The 15865-nt window shown below is 65.5% G+C and carries 17 protein-coding genes; 9 read left to right on the top strand and 8 right to left on the bottom strand.

Features of this window, described 5'->3' with window-relative positions:
- Positions 1 to 153: 153 nt before the first annotated feature.
- From topA to rpmG, 6 genes are all read left to right on the top strand, one after another.
- Positions 154 to 2742, top strand: coding sequence for a type I DNA topoisomerase (topA, locus tag J2X50_RS00850; protein WP_429090647.1), 2589 nt, complete (start codon positions 154 to 156; stop codon positions 2740 to 2742).
- 6 nt (positions 2743 to 2748) lie between these two features.
- The gene (gene rnr, locus J2X50_RS00855) at positions 2749 to 5064 is read left to right on the top strand and encodes a ribonuclease R (RefSeq protein WP_429090649.1); all 2316 of its coding nucleotides are present in this window, start codon (positions 2749 to 2751) and stop codon (positions 5062 to 5064) included.
- Between the two features lie 2 nt (positions 5065 to 5066).
- Positions 5067 to 5504 carry a DUF983 domain-containing protein gene (locus J2X50_RS00860; RefSeq protein WP_429090651.1) on the top strand — a complete coding sequence of 146 codons (438 nt, stop codon included), beginning with the start codon at positions 5067 to 5069 and terminating at the stop codon, positions 5502 to 5504.
- A gap of 74 nt (positions 5505 to 5578) precedes the next feature.
- Positions 5579 to 6319 carry an NUDIX hydrolase gene (locus J2X50_RS00865; protein WP_429090653.1) on the top strand — a complete coding sequence of 247 codons (741 nt, stop codon included), beginning with the start codon at positions 5579 to 5581 and terminating at the stop codon, positions 6317 to 6319.
- 11 nt (positions 6320 to 6330) lie between these two features.
- Positions 6331 to 7527: an MFS transporter gene (locus J2X50_RS00870; protein ID WP_429090655.1), complete on the top strand. Its 1197-nt coding sequence runs from the start codon at positions 6331 to 6333 to the stop codon at positions 7525 to 7527.
- Between the two features lie 103 nt (positions 7528 to 7630).
- Positions 7631 to 7798 carry a 50S ribosomal protein L33 gene (gene rpmG / locus J2X50_RS00875; protein WP_019173400.1) on the top strand — a complete coding sequence of 56 codons (168 nt, stop codon included), beginning with the start codon at positions 7631 to 7633 and terminating at the stop codon, positions 7796 to 7798.
- Positions 7799 to 8213: 415 nt separating this feature from the next.
- On the opposite strand, the gene J2X50_RS00880 is transcribed toward rpmG, so the two are convergent.
- Together J2X50_RS00880 and J2X50_RS00885 are read right to left on the bottom strand one after the other, a co-directional pair.
- The gene (locus J2X50_RS00880; protein ID WP_429090657.1) at positions 8214 to 9587 is read right to left on the bottom strand and encodes a PleD family two-component system response regulator; all 1374 of its coding nucleotides are present in this window, start codon (positions 9585 to 9587) and stop codon (positions 8214 to 8216) included.
- A gap of 30 nt (positions 9588 to 9617) precedes the next feature.
- Positions 9618 to 9989 (bottom strand): response regulator, encoded by a 372-nt coding sequence (locus J2X50_RS00885; protein ID WP_108607955.1) that lies wholly within the window; start codon positions 9987 to 9989, stop codon positions 9618 to 9620.
- 211 nt (positions 9990 to 10200) lie between these two features.
- Here J2X50_RS00885 and J2X50_RS00890 point away from each other — a divergent pair, with 211 nt between their 5' ends.
- On the top strand, positions 10201 to 10500 hold the full coding sequence (locus J2X50_RS00890; protein ID WP_429090659.1) for a DUF3572 domain-containing protein: 300 nt from the start codon (positions 10201 to 10203) through the stop codon (positions 10498 to 10500).
- Positions 10497 to 11150 (top strand): hypothetical protein, encoded by a 654-nt coding sequence (locus J2X50_RS00895; protein ID WP_429090661.1) that lies wholly within the window; start codon positions 10497 to 10499, stop codon positions 11148 to 11150. The genes J2X50_RS00890 and J2X50_RS00895 overlap by 4 nt, the downstream gene beginning before the upstream one ends.
- Before the next feature lie 109 nt (positions 11151 to 11259).
- On the opposite strand, the gene folK is transcribed toward J2X50_RS00895, so the two are convergent.
- Genes folK through folP form a run of 3 tightly spaced genes read right to left on the bottom strand, consistent with a single transcriptional unit; the run spans position 11260 to position 12973 of the window.
- Positions 11260 to 11775, bottom strand: coding sequence for a 2-amino-4-hydroxy-6-hydroxymethyldihydropteridine diphosphokinase (gene folK, locus J2X50_RS00900; RefSeq protein WP_429090663.1), 516 nt, complete (start codon positions 11773 to 11775; stop codon positions 11260 to 11262).
- Positions 11759 to 12118, bottom strand: coding sequence for a dihydroneopterin aldolase (gene folB / locus J2X50_RS00905; RefSeq protein WP_429090665.1), 360 nt, complete (start codon positions 12116 to 12118; stop codon positions 11759 to 11761). Before folB ends, folK begins: the two co-directional genes overlap by 17 nt.
- A 6-nt stretch (positions 12119 to 12124) precedes the next feature.
- A complete protein-coding gene (gene folP, locus J2X50_RS00910; RefSeq protein ID WP_429091803.1) occupies positions 12125 to 12973 on the bottom strand; it encodes a dihydropteroate synthase in 849 nt (282 codons plus the stop codon).
- Between the two features lie 152 nt (positions 12974 to 13125).
- On the opposite strand from folP, the gene J2X50_RS00915 reads away from it, so the two are divergent.
- A complete protein-coding gene (locus tag J2X50_RS00915) occupies positions 13126 to 13740 on the top strand; it encodes a DUF922 domain-containing Zn-dependent protease (RefSeq protein ID WP_429090667.1) in 615 nt (204 codons plus the stop codon).
- Positions 13741 to 13743: 3 nt separating this feature from the next.
- Here J2X50_RS00915 and J2X50_RS00920 read toward each other — a convergent pair whose 3' ends face one another.
- From J2X50_RS00920 to J2X50_RS00930, 3 genes are all read right to left on the bottom strand, one after another.
- A complete protein-coding gene (locus J2X50_RS00920) occupies positions 13744 to 14772 on the bottom strand; it encodes an NAD(P)/FAD-dependent oxidoreductase (RefSeq protein ID WP_429090669.1) in 1029 nt (342 codons plus the stop codon).
- An 84-nt stretch (positions 14773 to 14856) separates the two neighbouring features.
- Positions 14857 to 15177, bottom strand: coding sequence for a 2Fe-2S iron-sulfur cluster-binding protein (locus J2X50_RS00925; protein ID WP_347965311.1), 321 nt, complete (start codon positions 15175 to 15177; stop codon positions 14857 to 14859).
- 97 nt (positions 15178 to 15274) lie between these two features.
- The gene (locus tag J2X50_RS00930; RefSeq protein WP_429090671.1) at positions 15275 to 15649 is read right to left on the bottom strand and encodes an Hpt domain-containing protein; all 375 of its coding nucleotides are present in this window, start codon (positions 15647 to 15649) and stop codon (positions 15275 to 15277) included.
- Positions 15650 to 15865 lie beyond the last annotated feature (216 nt).

Genomic DNA, 15865 nt, shown 5'->3' on the forward strand with positions numbered 1-15865 from the left:
ATAACCCTAGGTTGCATTACTCGGCAAACTGCCCGTTTTTGCCCCCCTCCCCTTGACCGGACGAAAAAGGGCGGCCATTTGACGTGCGAATTGAAATCTGTCCGTCACGCGCCCTAGCCGTTGTCAGGCGCTTCAGTGGAAAATCAGCCGCATATGGACGTCGTCGTCGTCGAGTCACCCAACAAGGTGAAGAGCATCAACAAGTACCTGGGCCGGAACTACAAGGTTCTGGCCTCGTTCGGCCACGTCCGCGACCTGCCGGCCAAGGACGGATCGGTGAAGCCGGATGACGACTTCGCCATGTCCTGGTCGGTCGACACGGCGTCTGCCAAGCGGCTTTCCGACATCGCCAAGGCGGTCAAGGATGCCGACGGGCTCATCCTCGCAACCGACCCGGATCGCGAGGGCGAAGCCATTGCCTGGCACGTGCTCGAAGTGCTCAAGCAAAAGCGAGTGCTGAAGGACAAGTCGATCAAGCGGGTCGCCTTCAACTCGATCACCAAGCAGGCCGTGCTCGACGCCATCGCCAACCCGCGCGAGATCGACCCGCCGCTGGTGGATGCTTATCTGGCGCGCCGCGCGCTCGACTACCTCGTCGGCTTCACGCTCTCTCCGGTGCTCTGGCGAAAACTGCCCGGCGCACGCTCGGCCGGCCGCGTGCAATCGGTGGCGCTGCGCTTCGTCTGCGACCGCGAGGCCGAGATCGAGCGCTTCGTGCGCGAAGAGTACTGGCAGATCGCCGCGATCCTGGGCACGCCGCGCAGCGAGAGCTTCGAAGCCAGGCTCGTCGCCTACGACGGCAAGAAGCTGCAGAAGCTCGACATCTCCTCGCAGGGCCAGGCCGACGACATCAAGGCCATGCTGGAAGGCGCATCGTTCAAGGCGCTTTCGGTCGAGGCGAAGCCGACCAAGCGCAATCCCGCGCCGCCCTTCACCACCTCGACGCTGCAGCAGGCGGCCTCCTCGCGCCTCGGATTCTCGGCGACCCGGACCATGCAGGTTGCCCAGCGCCTCTACGAAGGCATGGACCTCGGCGGCGAGACCACCGGCCTGATCACCTACATGCGTACCGACGGCGTGCAGATGGCGCCCGAGGCGATCGGTGCCGCCCGCGACGCCATCGGCAAGATGTTCGGCGCGAAGTACCTGCCTGAGAAGCCGCGCTTCTACACGACCAAGGCCAAGAACGCGCAGGAAGCCCACGAAGCGATCCGGCCGACCGACTTCAACCGCAGCCCGGCCGAGATGCGCAAATATCTCGACGCCGACCAGGCACGGCTCTACGAGCTGATCTGGAAGCGCGCCATCGCCAGCCAGATGCAGCCGGCCGAGATCGAGCGCACGACCGTCGAGATCGAGGCGCGCAACGGCGCCAAGCTCGCGGGCCTGCGCGCCATCGGTTCGGTCACCCGCTTCGACGGCTTCATCGCAGCCTACACCGACCAGCGTGACGAGGATTCGGAGGACGAGGAAAACCGCCGGCTGCCCGAGATCCGCGCCGACGAGACGCTGAAGCGCGAAACCATCAACGCCACCCAGCATACGACCGAGCCGCCGCCCCGCTACTCCGAGGCGAGCTTCATCAAGAAGATGGAGGAGCTCGGCATCGGCCGTCCGTCGACCTATGTCGCGACGCTGAAGACGCTCGAAGACCGCGACTACGTGAAGATCGACAACCGCAAGCTGGTACCCCAGCCCAAGGGGCGGCTGGTGACAGCCTTCATGGAGAGCTTCTTCGAGCACTATGTCGAGTACGACTTCACCGCCTCGCTGGAGGAGAAGCTCGACGAAGTCTCGGACGGCAAGCTCGCCTGGCGCGACGTGCTGCGCGACTTCTGGAAGGACTTTTCGGGCGCCGTCGACGAGATCAAGGAACTGCGTGTCACCGACGTGCTCGACGCGCTCAACGAGGAACTGGCGCCGCTGGTCTTCCCGGAGCGCGAGGACGGCTCGAACCCGCGCATCTGCCCGAAATGCGGCACCGGCAACCTGTCGCTCAAGCTCGGCAAGTTCGGCGCCTTCGTCGGCTGCTCGAACTATCCCGAATGCGGCTACACCCGCCAGCTCGACGGCCCGAACGGCAATGGCGAGAACGGCGGCCTGGAAGACGGAACCAAGGTTCTCGGCACCGATCCCTACACCAGCGAGGAGATCACGCTGCGCAGCGGCCGGTTCGGCCCCTACATCCAGCGCGGCGACGGCAAGGACGCCAAGCGCTCCAGCCTGCCCAAGGGGTGGACACCGGCAACCATCGACCACGAGAAGGCGCTGGCGCTGCTGGCGCTGCCGCGCGACGTCGGCCAGCACCCCGAAACCGGCAAGATGATTTCCGCCGGCCTCGGCCGCTACGGACCCTTCGTGCTCCACGACGGCACCTATGCCAATCTCGAGAGCATCGAGGACGTGTTCTCGATCGGCCTGAACCGGGCCGTGACCGTGCTCGCCGAGAAGCAGTCCAAGGGCAAGGGCGCGCGCGGTGGCGGCACGCCGGCAGCGCTCAAGGACCTCGGAGCGCACCCCGGCGGCGGCGGCAACGTCACCGTCCGCGACGGGCGCTACGGACCCTATGTCAATTTCGGCAAGGTCAATGCTACCTTGCCGAAGGGCAAGGACCCCGCCTCGGTGACGCTGGAGGAAGCCCTCGTCCTGATCGCCGAGCGAGAGGCGAAAGGCGGGGGGGCCAAGAAGCCGGCTCGCGGCGGGGCCAAAAAGCCGGCCAGCAAAGCCAAAAAGAAGGACTGACCCACCTTGGCGCGCAAGATTTCCGGACGAAACGCCGGCTCCAGACGCGCCGCAAGCGACGAGGTCAGGGGCAAGGATGTCTACCGCCCCTCGCGCGACGAGGTTCTCCGCTACATCGCGGAGAACCCGGATCACAGCGGCAAGCGCGACATCGCCAAGGCCTTCGCGCTCAAGAACGACGACCGCATCTGGCTGAAGGGCCTGCTGCGCGACTTGCAGGACGAGGGGCTGCTCGAGAAGAGCCGCAAGCGCCTGCACCGGGTCGGGCAACTCGCGCATGTCGCGGTGCTCGACATTTTCGGCCGCGACGAGGAAGGCGCGCTTCTGGCCCGCCCGTCGGAGCAGCCGGATGGCCCCGTCGTCCAGATCAGGCTGCCGCGTGGCGGCAACGGGCCAACGCCCGGCGTCGGCGACCGCGTGCTCGCCAAGACCTTTCCGATCGAGGACCACATCGAACCCGAGAACGAGCCGGCCTACACCGCGCGCGTGATGAAGGTCTTCGAGAAGCGAACCGACACGGTTCTCGGCATCTTCCGCATCCTCGCCGACGGCACCTTCCGCATCGAGCCGGTCGAGCGCCGCCAGCCCGAGCTGGTGGTCGACAAGGAATTCCAGAACGGCGCCAGGCCGGGCGACCTGGTCGAGGTCGAGCCGGCCCGCGCGAGCCGCTACGGCCTGCCGCGCGCCAAGGTCATCTCGGTGCTGGGCTCGCTGACCAACGAGAAGGCGGTCTCGATGATCGCCATCCACGCCCACGAAATTCCGCATATCTTCCCGCAGGAGGTCATTGCCGAGGCCGAGGCCATCCGGCCGGCCACGCTCGACGGCCGCGAGGACTGGCGCGAACTGCCGCTCGTCACCATCGACCCGGCCGACGCCAAGGACCATGACGACGCCGTCTATGCGGAGCCGGACACTGACGAGAAGAACCAGGGCGGCGTGATCGTCACCGTCGCCATCGCCGACGTTGCGGCCTATGTGCGGCCGGGCACGGCGCTCGACAGCGAGGCGCTGAAGCGCGGCAACTCCGTCTATTTCCCGGACCGGGTCGTGCCGATGCTGCCGGAACGGATCTCGAACGACCTGTGCTCGCTGCGCGAAGGCGTCGACCGGCCGGCACTCGCCGTCCGCATGACCTTCTCGGCCGAGGGCCGCAAGGTCAGGCATTCCTTCCACCGCGTCATGATGCGGTCGGCCGCCCGCCTCGCCTATCCGCAGGCCCAGGCCGCCGTCGACGGCACGCCGGACGACAAGACGACGCCGATCCTGGAAACCGTCCTCAAGCCGCTCTGGGCGGCATATGACGTTCTCAAGCGCGGCCGCGACGCGCGCCAGCCGCTGGAGCTCGACCTGCCGGAGCGCAAGATCCTGCTCAAGCCGGATGGCACCGTGGACAGCGTCGTCGTGCCCGACCGCCTCGACGCCCACAAGCTGATCGAGGAGTTCATGATCCAGGCCAACGTCTCCGCCGCCGAGACGCTGGAGAACAAGAAGCAGAAGCTGGTGTACCGCATCCACGACGGCCCCTCGCTCGCCAAGCAGGAATCGCTGCGCGAATTCCTGCAGACGATCGGGCTGTCGCTGGCCCGCGGCGCCCAGATGCGGCCGAGCCAGTTCAACGGCATCCTCGAGCGCGTTCGCGGCGAAGACAACGAGCAACTGGTCAACGAGGTGGTGCTGCGTTCGCAGAGCCAGGCCGAATACAACCCCGACAACATCGGGCATTTCGGACTCAACCTGCGCCGCTACGCGCACTTCACCTCGCCGATCCGCCGCTATGCCGACCTCATCGTCCACCGCGCGCTGATCGGCTCGCTCGGCCTCGGCCCCGGCGGGTTGACGCCCTCCGAGGAGGCGCGGCTGGAAGAAATCGCCGGGCTGATCTCGCAGACCGAACGCCGCGCCATGGCGGCCGAGCGCGACACCGTCGACCGGCTGATCGCAGGCTTCCTGGCCGAGCGTGTCGACGAGACCTTCGATGCCCGCATCTCCGGCGTCGTCAAGGCGGGACTATTTGTCCAATTGCCGCAATATGGCGCGGATGGTTTCATCCCCGTGTCATCCTTGGGTGACGATTATTATCATTTCGATGAAGCTGCCCGCTCGCTGTTCGGGGAGCGCACCGGCAAGGGATATCAGCTGGCCGACCGCGTTCAGGTCAGGCTGGTCGAAATCGCCCCGCTCGCCGGCGCCATGCGCTTCGAGATGCTGACCGAACCGAAGCCCCTGCCCGGCTCGAAGCGGTCGTTCCACAAGGCGAAGGGGCAACGAACGCGTGCCCGCGCCTCCCAGCCGAGACGAGGACCGCGCGGCAGGAGATGACTATGGAAGAACAGGTTTTCGGCGGCGGACACCAGCAGGTCGACCGGCAGGCGCGCCCGCTGTGGCCGGCGATCAAGCGGGGCCTGTTGGGCAAGTGCCCGAACTGCGGTGAAGGCAAGCTGTTTGCATCCTTCGTCAAGACCGTCGACCGCTGCGCCGTTTGCGGCGAGGAGATCTTCCACCACCGCGCCGACGACCTGCCGGCCTATCTCGTCGTGGTGATCGTCGGTCACATCGTCGTCGGGACCTTCATGGCGGTGGAGGCGACGACCTCGCTCTCCACCTGGCAGCACCTGGCGATCTGGGTGCCGCTGACCATCATTTCGGCCCTCGCCCTGCTGCGCCCCGTCAAGGGAGGGGTCGTGGGCATGCAGTGGGCGCTCTACATGCACGGTTTCGGCGGCGAGGACGACGAGATCGAGGGTCATCCCGAGGCCTGAACCTCCCGCTGGCGCAATGCCCGCCTGCGGCCAAGCGCTTCCCTCCACCCCGACATTCCGTTAGGACAGCCGCGATGGATGGCATCAGTAAAGCAGAACTCGACCGGATCGAGGCGCGCGAGATGGCGAACGGCCCCGCTCCGCTCAGGCCGCGCGACGCGGCGACGCTCATCCTCCTCGACCGCAAGGGCGGCGATGTGCTGGTGCTGATGGGACGCCGTCACATGAAGCACGCCTTCATGCCCGGAAAATTCGTCTTCCCCGGCGGCCGCACCGATCCGGCCGACAGCCGCATCCGCGTCGCCGATGAACTGCATCCCGCCGAGCTGGAAAAACTGTGCGCCGGCATCGGACGCGTCAGCGAGGCCCGCGCCCGCGCAATCGCCCTGTCGGCCATCCGCGAGACCTATGAGGAGGCCGGCCTGCTGATCGGGCGGCGCAGCACCTTCGCCACCACCAAGCCCGACTGGCAGGGATTCGCCGAACAGGGGGTGGAGCCCGCCCTCGCCCCGCTGCGCTTCATCGCCCGCGCGATCACGCCCCCGGGGCGCGTCAGGCGCTTCGACACGCGCTTCCTTTCGGCCTGGCGCAGCGACGTGGCTGTCGAACTGCCGGAAGGCGGGCCGACCAACGAACTCGAGGAACTGGTATGGCTGCCGCTCGAACAGGCGATGCAGGCCGACATTCCCGAGATCACGCGGTCGGTGCTCGCCGATCTCAGGCAGCGGCTGGAGGGCGATCCGGACCTCAGCCCCGGTGGCCGGGTGCCTTTCTACCGCATGCTCAACAAGCGCTTCCGGCGCGTCATTCTGTAGGCCGCCCTGTTATGAACGAGACCATCCGGGAGGCCGAGAGCGACGAGCGCGTGCATTGGCGATCGATTTCAGCCGCCATCGGCTCGATCAGCGTCGTCGGCATAGCCATCGGGCTCGGCATTCCCCTGCTCAGCGTGATTCTCGAATCGCGCGGCTATTCGTCGTCGATGATCGGGCTCAACACCGCCGTCGCGGGCATCGCCTCGATCGCCGCGGCACCTGTCGCCACGCCGATCGCCATGCGCTTCGGTGTGGTCTGGACCATGCTCGCAATGATCTTTGCGGGCGCCCTCGCCTTCGTCGGCTTCTACTTCGTCGACGCATTCTGGATGTGGTTTCCGCTCAGGGCCATCCTTCACTTCGCGCTCACCGTGCTGTTCATCCTGTCGGAGTTCTGGATCAGTGCCTGCGCGCCGCCCCACCGCCGCGGCCTCGTGCTCGGCATCTACGCCACCGTTCTATCGCTCGGCTTCGCCGCCGGCCCGTGGATCTTTTCCCAGATCGGCAGCGACGGCTTCCTGCCCTTTGGATTGGCTTTCGGACTGGTGACGCTGGCTTCGATCCCGGTGCTGCTCGCGCGTGCCGAAAGCCCCCGGATCGTGGCCGAAGGCGGCAGCGGCGGCTTCTTCCGCTACATCTGGATCGTGCCCACCGCGACGGCGGCCGTGCTCGTGTTCGGCGCGGTGGAAACCGGCGGCTTCGCGCTGTTTCCGGTCTACGGCCAGCGCATCGGCTACAGCGAGGGCGACGCGGCGATGCTGCTCACCATGATCGGCCTCGGCAACGTCATCCTGCAGATTCCGATCGGCATGATCAGCGACCGCGTGCGCGATCGCCGCACGCTGCTGCTCATCTGCGCCGCGACCGGCCTGGCCGGAACCCTCGCGATGCCCTGGATCGCCGGCAACTGGCACGTCATGGCCGGCATGCTGTTCGTGTGGGGCGGCGTGGTCGCCGCCCTCTACACCGTTGGCCTCGCCCATCTGGGGGCGCAGCTGTCCGGCCGCGACCTTGCCTCCGCCAATGCCGCCTTCATCTTCTGCTACGGCCTGGGCATGATCCTCGGCCCCCAGGCGATCGGCATCTTCATGGACGTGTTCGGCCCCAACGGATTCGGCTGGGCTCTGGCTGTGTTCTTCGCCGGTTACATGGCCCTCGGACTGGGGCGGATCGCCGTGAAATCGAGGCTTTCGCGCTCCGAGGCTTGACTTTCCAGGCGCGATCTTTATGTGTCGCGCCAAGTTTTCCGCGTCCGGGGTCGTTTCCCGTCATGAGGCGGTTGCAACACCAGACATCTAACGGACGAGAATCATGGCCAAGGCTGCAAACATCAAGATCAAGCTTCTGTCGACCGCCGACACCGGTTTCTTCTACGTGACGAGCAAGAACAGCCGCACGAAGACGGAGAAGCTGTCGTTCCGCAAGTACGACCCGGTCGCCAAGAAGCACGTCGAGTTCAAGGAAACGAAGATCAAGTAATTCGGATCCAGATCCGATTGCCGAACGCCGCCCCCCGGGCGGCGTTTTTGTTTTTGGCACTGCAGCCAAACGCCATCACACAGCCAAGCGTCCGAGCCCCTTTGCTGCGACATTCGCTCAAATTGGAAGATAAAGGGGGCCGGTCGGCTATCTGGCAGCGGTACGAGGAGGCCACTATGTGCCAGTGCCGGCCGGCCGACCCCACGGACCCAGGAGATGCGGCGGACCTGAGCATCATGGGGTATCGAGCGAACTTGCCGGCCTAGCTCCTCGTGCCGACGTCCGTTCGTTTTCTCGTTTCCACAGTCGCGCAAGATTACTTGGAAATCAACACTTTCTTAACCACGGCTGCGAATCACGCGGAACAAGGTAAACAATTGAGCTTAGCTCTATTGGCCATTCGGAGGTTGCAGCCCTACGCAGCGCTTGCAACCACCCGATTTCGGCCAGCGGTCTTGGCGTCGTAGAGCGCAAGGTCGGCACGCTTCATCAAGCCGGCGACGCTGTCGCCCTCCTGCCGCAGCGACGACACACCTACGCTGACGGTGACCGGTATCGGCTTGGCCGCGCCGCTGACTGCAAACGGCGTCTGGGCAACCTCCTTGCGGATCCGCTCGGCCACGACCTCGGCAAGAGCTCCGTCCGTGTCGGGCATCACGATCACGAACTCCTCGCCGCCAAATCGGCATGCAAGGTCGATGCCCCGGACGCTTTTCCTCAATCGGCGCGCAAATTCGCGAAGCACCTCGTCGCCACCGTCGTGGCCATAGGTGTCGTTGACCTGCTTGAAGCGGTCGAGATCGGTGATCATCACCGAGAGCGGCCGCCGCCGGGCGACGGCACGCTCGAACAGCTTCGGCAGGTGACCGTCGAGATAGCGGCGGTTGTGCAGGCCGGTCAGCCCGTCGGTGACGGCCATCTCGATGGTCTGGCTGACGCTCTGGCGCAGTTCGTCGTTGTAGCGCTTGCGCCGCACCTGCGTACGCAGGCGTGCAATCAGTTCCTGCGGGTCGAGGGGGCGAACGAGATAGTCGTTGATGCCCAGCTCAAGCCCCCTGATGATACGCTCGTCCTCCTTGGTCCCGGCCAAGAGCACGATCGGCAGCGAGCGCGTGCGTTCGAGCGAGCGCAGCTGCGAGCACAGCCGCAGCGGGTCGAACGCAGCGAAGCCGGTCGAGACCATGACGCACTCATAGCCGCCCTCGGCAGCCTGGAAGAGGCCGGCCTGCGGGTCCAGAGCAAGGTCCACTTCGGCAGCCCCGTCGAGCAATGCGCATATGTGGGAGGCGGACGAAGTCTGCTCGTCGATCAACAGCACCCGTGGCAGCGAATCCTGCAGCAGGCCGGAATGCGACAGCAGACCTTCGACGCCGATCCTGTGGGTGGACGACGCGCGCAGGCGCAATTCGTCGGTCAGCATCTTGAGGCGCACCAGACTCCTGACCCGCGTCACCAGTTGCAGGTCGTTGACCGGCTTGGTGAGGAAATCGTCCGCGCCTGCGTCCAGCCCGCGCACCCGGTCCGCTGCCTGGTCGAGCGCCGTCACCATGACGACGGGGATGTGGGAGGTGGCCGGCTCGGCCTTCAGCCGGCGGCAAACTTCGAACCCGTCCATGCCCGGCATCATGACGTCGAGGAGCACGACATCGACGTTGCCGTTCTCGCACGCGGAAATGGCGTCAGGACCGTTCGACGCCGTCGAGACTTCGAAATATTCGGCGAGCAGCCGGGCCTGGAGCAGTTTTGCGTTTGCCGCAATATCGTCGACAACGAGGATGCGAGCGGTCATGCCGATACCCTGTGACAACCGGCGAGCATGTCAGGCGTCGCCGAGATAGGATTTTATCGTCTCGATGAAACGAGGCACCGAGATCGGCTTGGAGATGTAGGCCTCGCATCCTCCCTGGCGGATGCGCTCCTCGTCGCCCTTCATGGCGAAGGCGGTGACGGCGATCACCGGGATCGTGTGAAGGTCGTCATCCTCCTTGAGCCATTTGGTGACCTCCAGCCCCGACACTTCGGGCAACTGGATATCCATCAGGATGAGGTCGGGCCGATGCTTGCGGGCGAGGTCGAGCGCCTCCAGGCCGTTGCGCGTGCGCACGGTCTCGTAGCCGCTTGCTTCGATGAGGTCGCGGAAGAGCTTCATGTTGAGCTCGTTATCCTCGACGATCATCACCTTCTTAGCCATCGAATTTCCGTCCGGATTGCGCGCCGCGATTCGACAGCAATCATCTTGCGCGGCGACCGCGCACACCAAGCCCGAATCCGACATTAACTCAAGAACATTACGAAACGTAAAACGCCGCTGCCAACCCACGGCAGGTTGAACCACGCTTTGCGGGTTGCCGTGCGACCGCCTTGCCGCTACTCCGTGAGGGGTAGCAACGGTCGGAGCGCACATGTTCAAGGATGACAAGCAGCGCGAAAACGCCGAAGCCCTGGCCATCCGGGCGCTCGGCTTCGTTGCATCAGATGCCGAGCTGCTGCCGCGTTTCCTGGCCATCACCGGCATAGAGCCGCACCAGATCCGCCGCGTCGCGACCGAGCCGGGTTTCATGGCGGGCGTGCTGAACTTCGTGCTTGCGCATGAACCGACGCTGCTGCGCTTTGCGGAAGAGGCGGGCGTCGCCCCGGGCGAGGTCGCCAAGGCCCTGCGCGCCCTGCCGCTTGGAAACGACGACTACGACCGTTCGACATGAGCGACGACCCCGAGACCGCACGCCAGATCGCCGAACTCGCCCGAGACAGCCGCCCGCTGCTGGTGCTGGACGTGGACGAGGTGCTGCTCGAATTCACCGCACCTTTCATGCGCTTCCTCGAGGCGCAGGGGTGCGAACTGTTGCTGAGGTCGTTCAGGCTGACCGGCAACATCGTCGACCGCCGGAGCGGCAGCGAACTGGACCAGGATGCGGTCAGGTCGCTGATCGACGAATTCTTCCATGCCCAGCGCGAATGGCAGACGGCGACGCGAGGCGCCCCCGAGGCGGTGGCGATGCTGGCGGCGGGGGCGGAGATCGTGATGCTCACGGCCATGCCGCACCGGTATCGCGACGTCCGGCGGCTCCATCTCGACGCGCTGGGATTCCCCTACCCGCTACTGACGACCGAGACCGCCAAGTGCCCCGCGCTGAAGTTGCTGAGGGGCGACAGCGGCCGGCCCGTCGCCTTTGTCGACGACATTCCCCACAACCTGGTGTCGGTGCGCGAGGCGGTCGCCGACGCGCACCTGTTCAACCTGATGGCCTTTAGGGACATGCGCCGGCTGCTGCCCCCGCTCCCCGAGGGCATCGTCGTGACCGACGATTGGGACGAAGCCGCCGTGAAGATAGCAGCGGCTCTCGGCCTCTAGGACGCCCCGGGCGAGGCCGCCCTCCGATCACTCAACGAGGATAAAATACAATCACTTGGAGCGACATGTTGATGTTGCCTCCAGAGCGGCGAACTTCAGGCACGTGGCCCTAGGCGCGCCACCAGTCGCGCCCGCTGTCGAGCTTTTCGATGCCGGAACTGTCGAGCCCGAGCGCCCATTCGGCGGCAGTCTTGCCGGCCAGCACGAGGTCCGGCGCGATTTCGGCCAGCGGCACCATCACGAAAGCCCTGTCGAGCATGCGCGGGTGCGGAATCTCCAGCCCGACGTCGCTGACATTCGTGTCGCCGTGCAGGAGCACGTCGATGTCGATCAGGCGCGGACCCCAGCGCTCGACGCGGACGCGCTTGAGGCGGCGCTCGACGTCGAGGCAGAGTTCGAGCAGTTCGAGCGGCGCGAGCGAGGTCGCCACTTCCGCCGTCACGTTCAGGAAGTCGGGCTGGTCGACCTTGCCCCAGGGCAGTGTCCGGTGCAGCGACGAGACGGAGACCACCCGCGTACTGCCGCTGGCGTCGAGCAAGTGCAGCGCCGTAGCCATCGTCTTCGCCGGGTCGCCGAGATTGCCTCCCAGGCTGAGAAAGGCGCGCTCCTCAACGTGGCCAGACAACGGTCACCTCTACGTGGTCCAGCACGCCGCGCACCGGCGCATTGGGCTTGCGGACGGTAATCTCCGCCTTCTTGATCTGCGAGAACCTGTCGCAGAGCGCCTTGCCGACCTCCTGCGCCAGCGCCTCGATGAGGAAGCGCCGCTGGCCCGTGACGATCTTCTCGATCACCTCGAAGGCGATGCCGTAATCGACGGTGCTCTGCATGGAATCCTCGTCGAGAGGACGGTCCGGATCGACGGTCAGCTCGGCGTCGACATAAAAGCGCTGGCCGAGCGTCTCCTCCTCGTCCAGCACGCCGTGCCTGGCAAAGAAGGCGCAGTTCTTCATACGGATCAGGTACATCGGCGGTCAGCTTCCCCGAGGATTGGTCTGGCGCGCCAGCATAGCATCGGCAAAGGCGAGCGCGTCGACGTTGATTGCGACATTGTGGACGCGAAATATACGCGCCCCTTTCATGCGGAGTATGACACTGGTGGCTGCGGTTCCGGCATCCCGGTCGGCGGGTTCACGCCCGGTGACATTGCCGACGAACCGCTTGCGCGAGGTGCCGGCGAGCAGCGGGTAGCCCAGCTGCGAAAGCTCCTCGAAACGCGCCATCAGGTCGAGGTTCTCGTCGGCCTCCTTGGCGAAGCCGAAGCCCGGATCGAGCACGATCTGCGCCTCGCTTACGCCCGCCTGGCTGGCAATCTCCAGTGAACGCCGCAGGAACAGCAACTGGTCGTCGATCACATCCGCCAGCTTCTCGCGTTCGCGGCCGGTATGCATGATCACCAGCCCCGCCCCGGTTTCCGCCGCGACCCGGGCGATGCCCGGCTCGCGCTGCAGGCCCCACACGTCGTTGACGATGTGCGCGCCGGCCTCGACCGCGAGCCGCGCGGTCTCCTCGCGATAGGTGTCGATCGAGATCAGGGTGTCGCCGGCCGCGGCCAGTGCTGCGATCACCGGCAGGACCCTGTCCTGCTCCTCGGCCGCAGATACGGGCGCCGCACCGGGCCTTGTCGACTCGCCGCCGACATCGATGATCGACGCGCCTTCGTCGCGCATGCGGCGTGCCTGGTCGAGGGCGTGGCCGAAGCCTTCGAAGCGGCCGCCGTCGGAAAAGCTGTCCGGCGTGACGTTGAGGATGCCCATGACGAGCGCCTTGTCGCCCAACTCGACGTGGCGCCCGTGCGCCATTTGCCATCGTTTGCCGGTCATGTCGTCGCCACAAAAGAAATCCAAAGCATCGATCGCGTCACGAATTATCAACGCTTCGCACGTCAATTCGCGGACGGTCACTTTTTGCGGCGCGCCCTGAATTCCGTTGCGCCGCCACCGCCCCTAACGCAAGGTAGGCCAAGAGGCAACTAATGAAGCATCTCCTCCTCGCCGCCATCCTTGCCGTCGGCACCGGCCTTCCGGCCCAGGCTGCCAATGTATCGAAGAGCTACAGCTACTTTACCATCACCGGCAAAACGCTCGACGAGATCGAAAGCCAGCTCATGACCCGCGGGCCCGAGGTGAAGAGCACCGGAGGGCGGCACCCCGGGGCGACGCAGATGGAGTTCACCACCCGCATCGGCTACTCCGAGGTCAAGGGCGGCTGCGCCATCGTGTCGGCCCACGTCACCGTCAAGGCCAAGGTCATCCTGCCGCGATGGCGGCAGAGCGGCAAGACGGCCCAGGAGGTCAGGCTGATCTGGGACACGCTGTCGGCCGACATCAAGCGCCACGAGGAGAGCCACGTGGTGATCGCCAAGAACCACGCGCGCGAACTCGAACAGGCGTTGCGCGCCATCGGCAAGAACAAGACCTGCCAGGCCGCGGCAGCCGAGGCCAAGGCGACGAGCGAGCGCATCCTCAGCCGGCACGACCGCGCCCAGGCGGAATTCGACCGCATCGAAGGCATCAACTTCGAAAGCCGGATCATGCGGCTGCTGCGCTACAGGCTGGAGCGGATCGACGCGGGCAAGCTCAAGGGCTGAAGCTCAGTCGGGAACGCCGAGCTTCCTGTGCAGGCTGGTCGACGAGGTCGTGTACTGGAAGACGATCCGCTCCTTGGGGCTGACGACGTGCTTGGCCGCCTGGGCCATGAGCGCCGCCTCGTGGAAGCCCGACAGGATCAGCTTGAGCTTTCCCGGGTACCAGTTGATATCTCCGATTGCGAAGATCCCCGGAACGGAGGTCTCGAACTTCTCGGTATCGACCGGGATCTGGTTCTCGTGAAGGTTCAGCCCCCAGTCGGCGACGGGCCCCAGCTTCATCGTCAGCCCGAAGAACGGCAGCAGCCGCGTGCACGCGACCTCGACCTCGCCGTCCGATCCCTTGACCTTGATCGAGCGCAGTTGACCGGTTTCGCCGTCGAGCCCCGAGACCTGGCCGATGACAAGGTCGATCGCGCCTGAATCGGCAAGCGCATGCATCTTGTTGACGCTGTCGGGCGCGGCACGGAATTCCGGCCGGCGGTGTATCAGCGTGACCCGCCTGGCGACGGGCTGGAGGTTGAGGGTCCAATCGAGCGCCGAGTCGCCGCCGCCCACCACCACCACGTCGTGCCCGCGCAGGTCCTCCATGCGCCGCACCGCATACTGGACGCTTGCGCCTTCGAAGGCCTCGATGCCTGGGATCGGCGGTCGCTTCGGCTGGAACGAGCCGCCGCCGGCGGCGATCACCACCACCTTCGCCTCGAACACCTCGCCCTCGTCGGTCGTCAGGCGAAAGCCACCGCCCTCCAGGCGCTGCAGGGCGCTGACCATGCGGTTGAAGGTAAAATCAGGCTTGAACGGCGCGATCTGCAGCAGCAGCCTATCGACCAGTTCCTGGGCATTGATCGCAGGATAGCCAGGAATGTCATAGATCGGCTTTTCCGGATAGAGCTCGGCGCACTGGCCGCCGGGCCGGTCGAGAATGTCGATCAGATGGCAGCGCATGTCGAACAGGCCGAGTTCGAACACCGCGAAGAGCCCGACGGGCCCCGCACCGATGATGAGAACGTCGGTCCTGGTGATTTCGCTCACGGCCACCCTCGCCTCGCACGCACGCAACCGGGACTGTGCATGACGCGACCGCTCATGCCAAGCGAAGCGAATGTCGCCTCGCCGTCAGCCCTGGCGCTCGGGCACGGTGACGACCAGCCCGTCGAGTTCGTCCCGGACCTTGATCTGGCACGACAGGCGCGAATTCGGCCGCACCTCGTAGGCGAAGTCGAGCATGTCTTCTTCCATGGCCTCGGGTTCGCCGACGACCGGCATCCATTCTTCGTCGACATAGACGTGGCAGGTCGCGCAGGCGCAGGCGCCGCCGCACTCGGCCTCGATGCCGGGGACGGCGTTGCGGATCGCGTTTTCCATCACGGTCGAACCGTTCTCCGCCTCGACGTCGAAACGCGTCCCGTCATGGGCAATGTAGCTAAGCTTGGTCATGCTCGTTCCTGAGAGAAGTCACCCGGCAGATAATCACTCCACCGGGCAAGTCAACAGCCGCGCGATTTCGCCGCGTCCTGTCGATTTGCGGACACCGCTAGCGATTGATGGCGGCGATGTAGTCGCGGGCTTCGTCGATCAGTCGCGAAAGGCGCTGCACCGGTGCCGGATCGTCCGGCCGGCTTTCGATCTCGGCGACGCAATCGGCGATGGCGAAAGCGCCCACGCCGCGCGCCGACCCCTTGAGCGCGTGAGCCAGCCTGAGCTTCTCGGCAAGGTCCGCCGAGGCCAGGCTGTCGCGCACCGAAAGCGCATGATGAACGAACAGATCGAGCACTTCGCGCTCTATCTCGCGGTCGCCCATCGACTGCCGCCCGAGGTGATCGAGGTCGATCGGACGCCCGCCTGCGCTGCCCGAAGATTCGCCGCCCGGTTTGCCGAAGGCCACGGAATCCGTTTCGCGCGCTGCCATTGAAGCCCTGTCCGTCCACTCGCCCATGGGTTGGTAGACTAGGGGCCGCATGTGGATAACCAGTTAACCCCGCAAAGCCAGGAATCCCGCGGAAACGGGGCTCATAATCACTCCAGTGTTAACCTTATATTTAAACTTTTACGTATCCGGGCGAATGCAGGTTTTCTTTACCGGTTTGTGTCACTACGATACGGGCGGTCCATAATGAGCCTCGTA

The organism is Aminobacter sp. BE322 (assembly GCF_050433525.1).
Classification (GTDB): domain Bacteria; phylum Pseudomonadota; class Alphaproteobacteria; order Rhizobiales; family Rhizobiaceae; genus Aminobacter.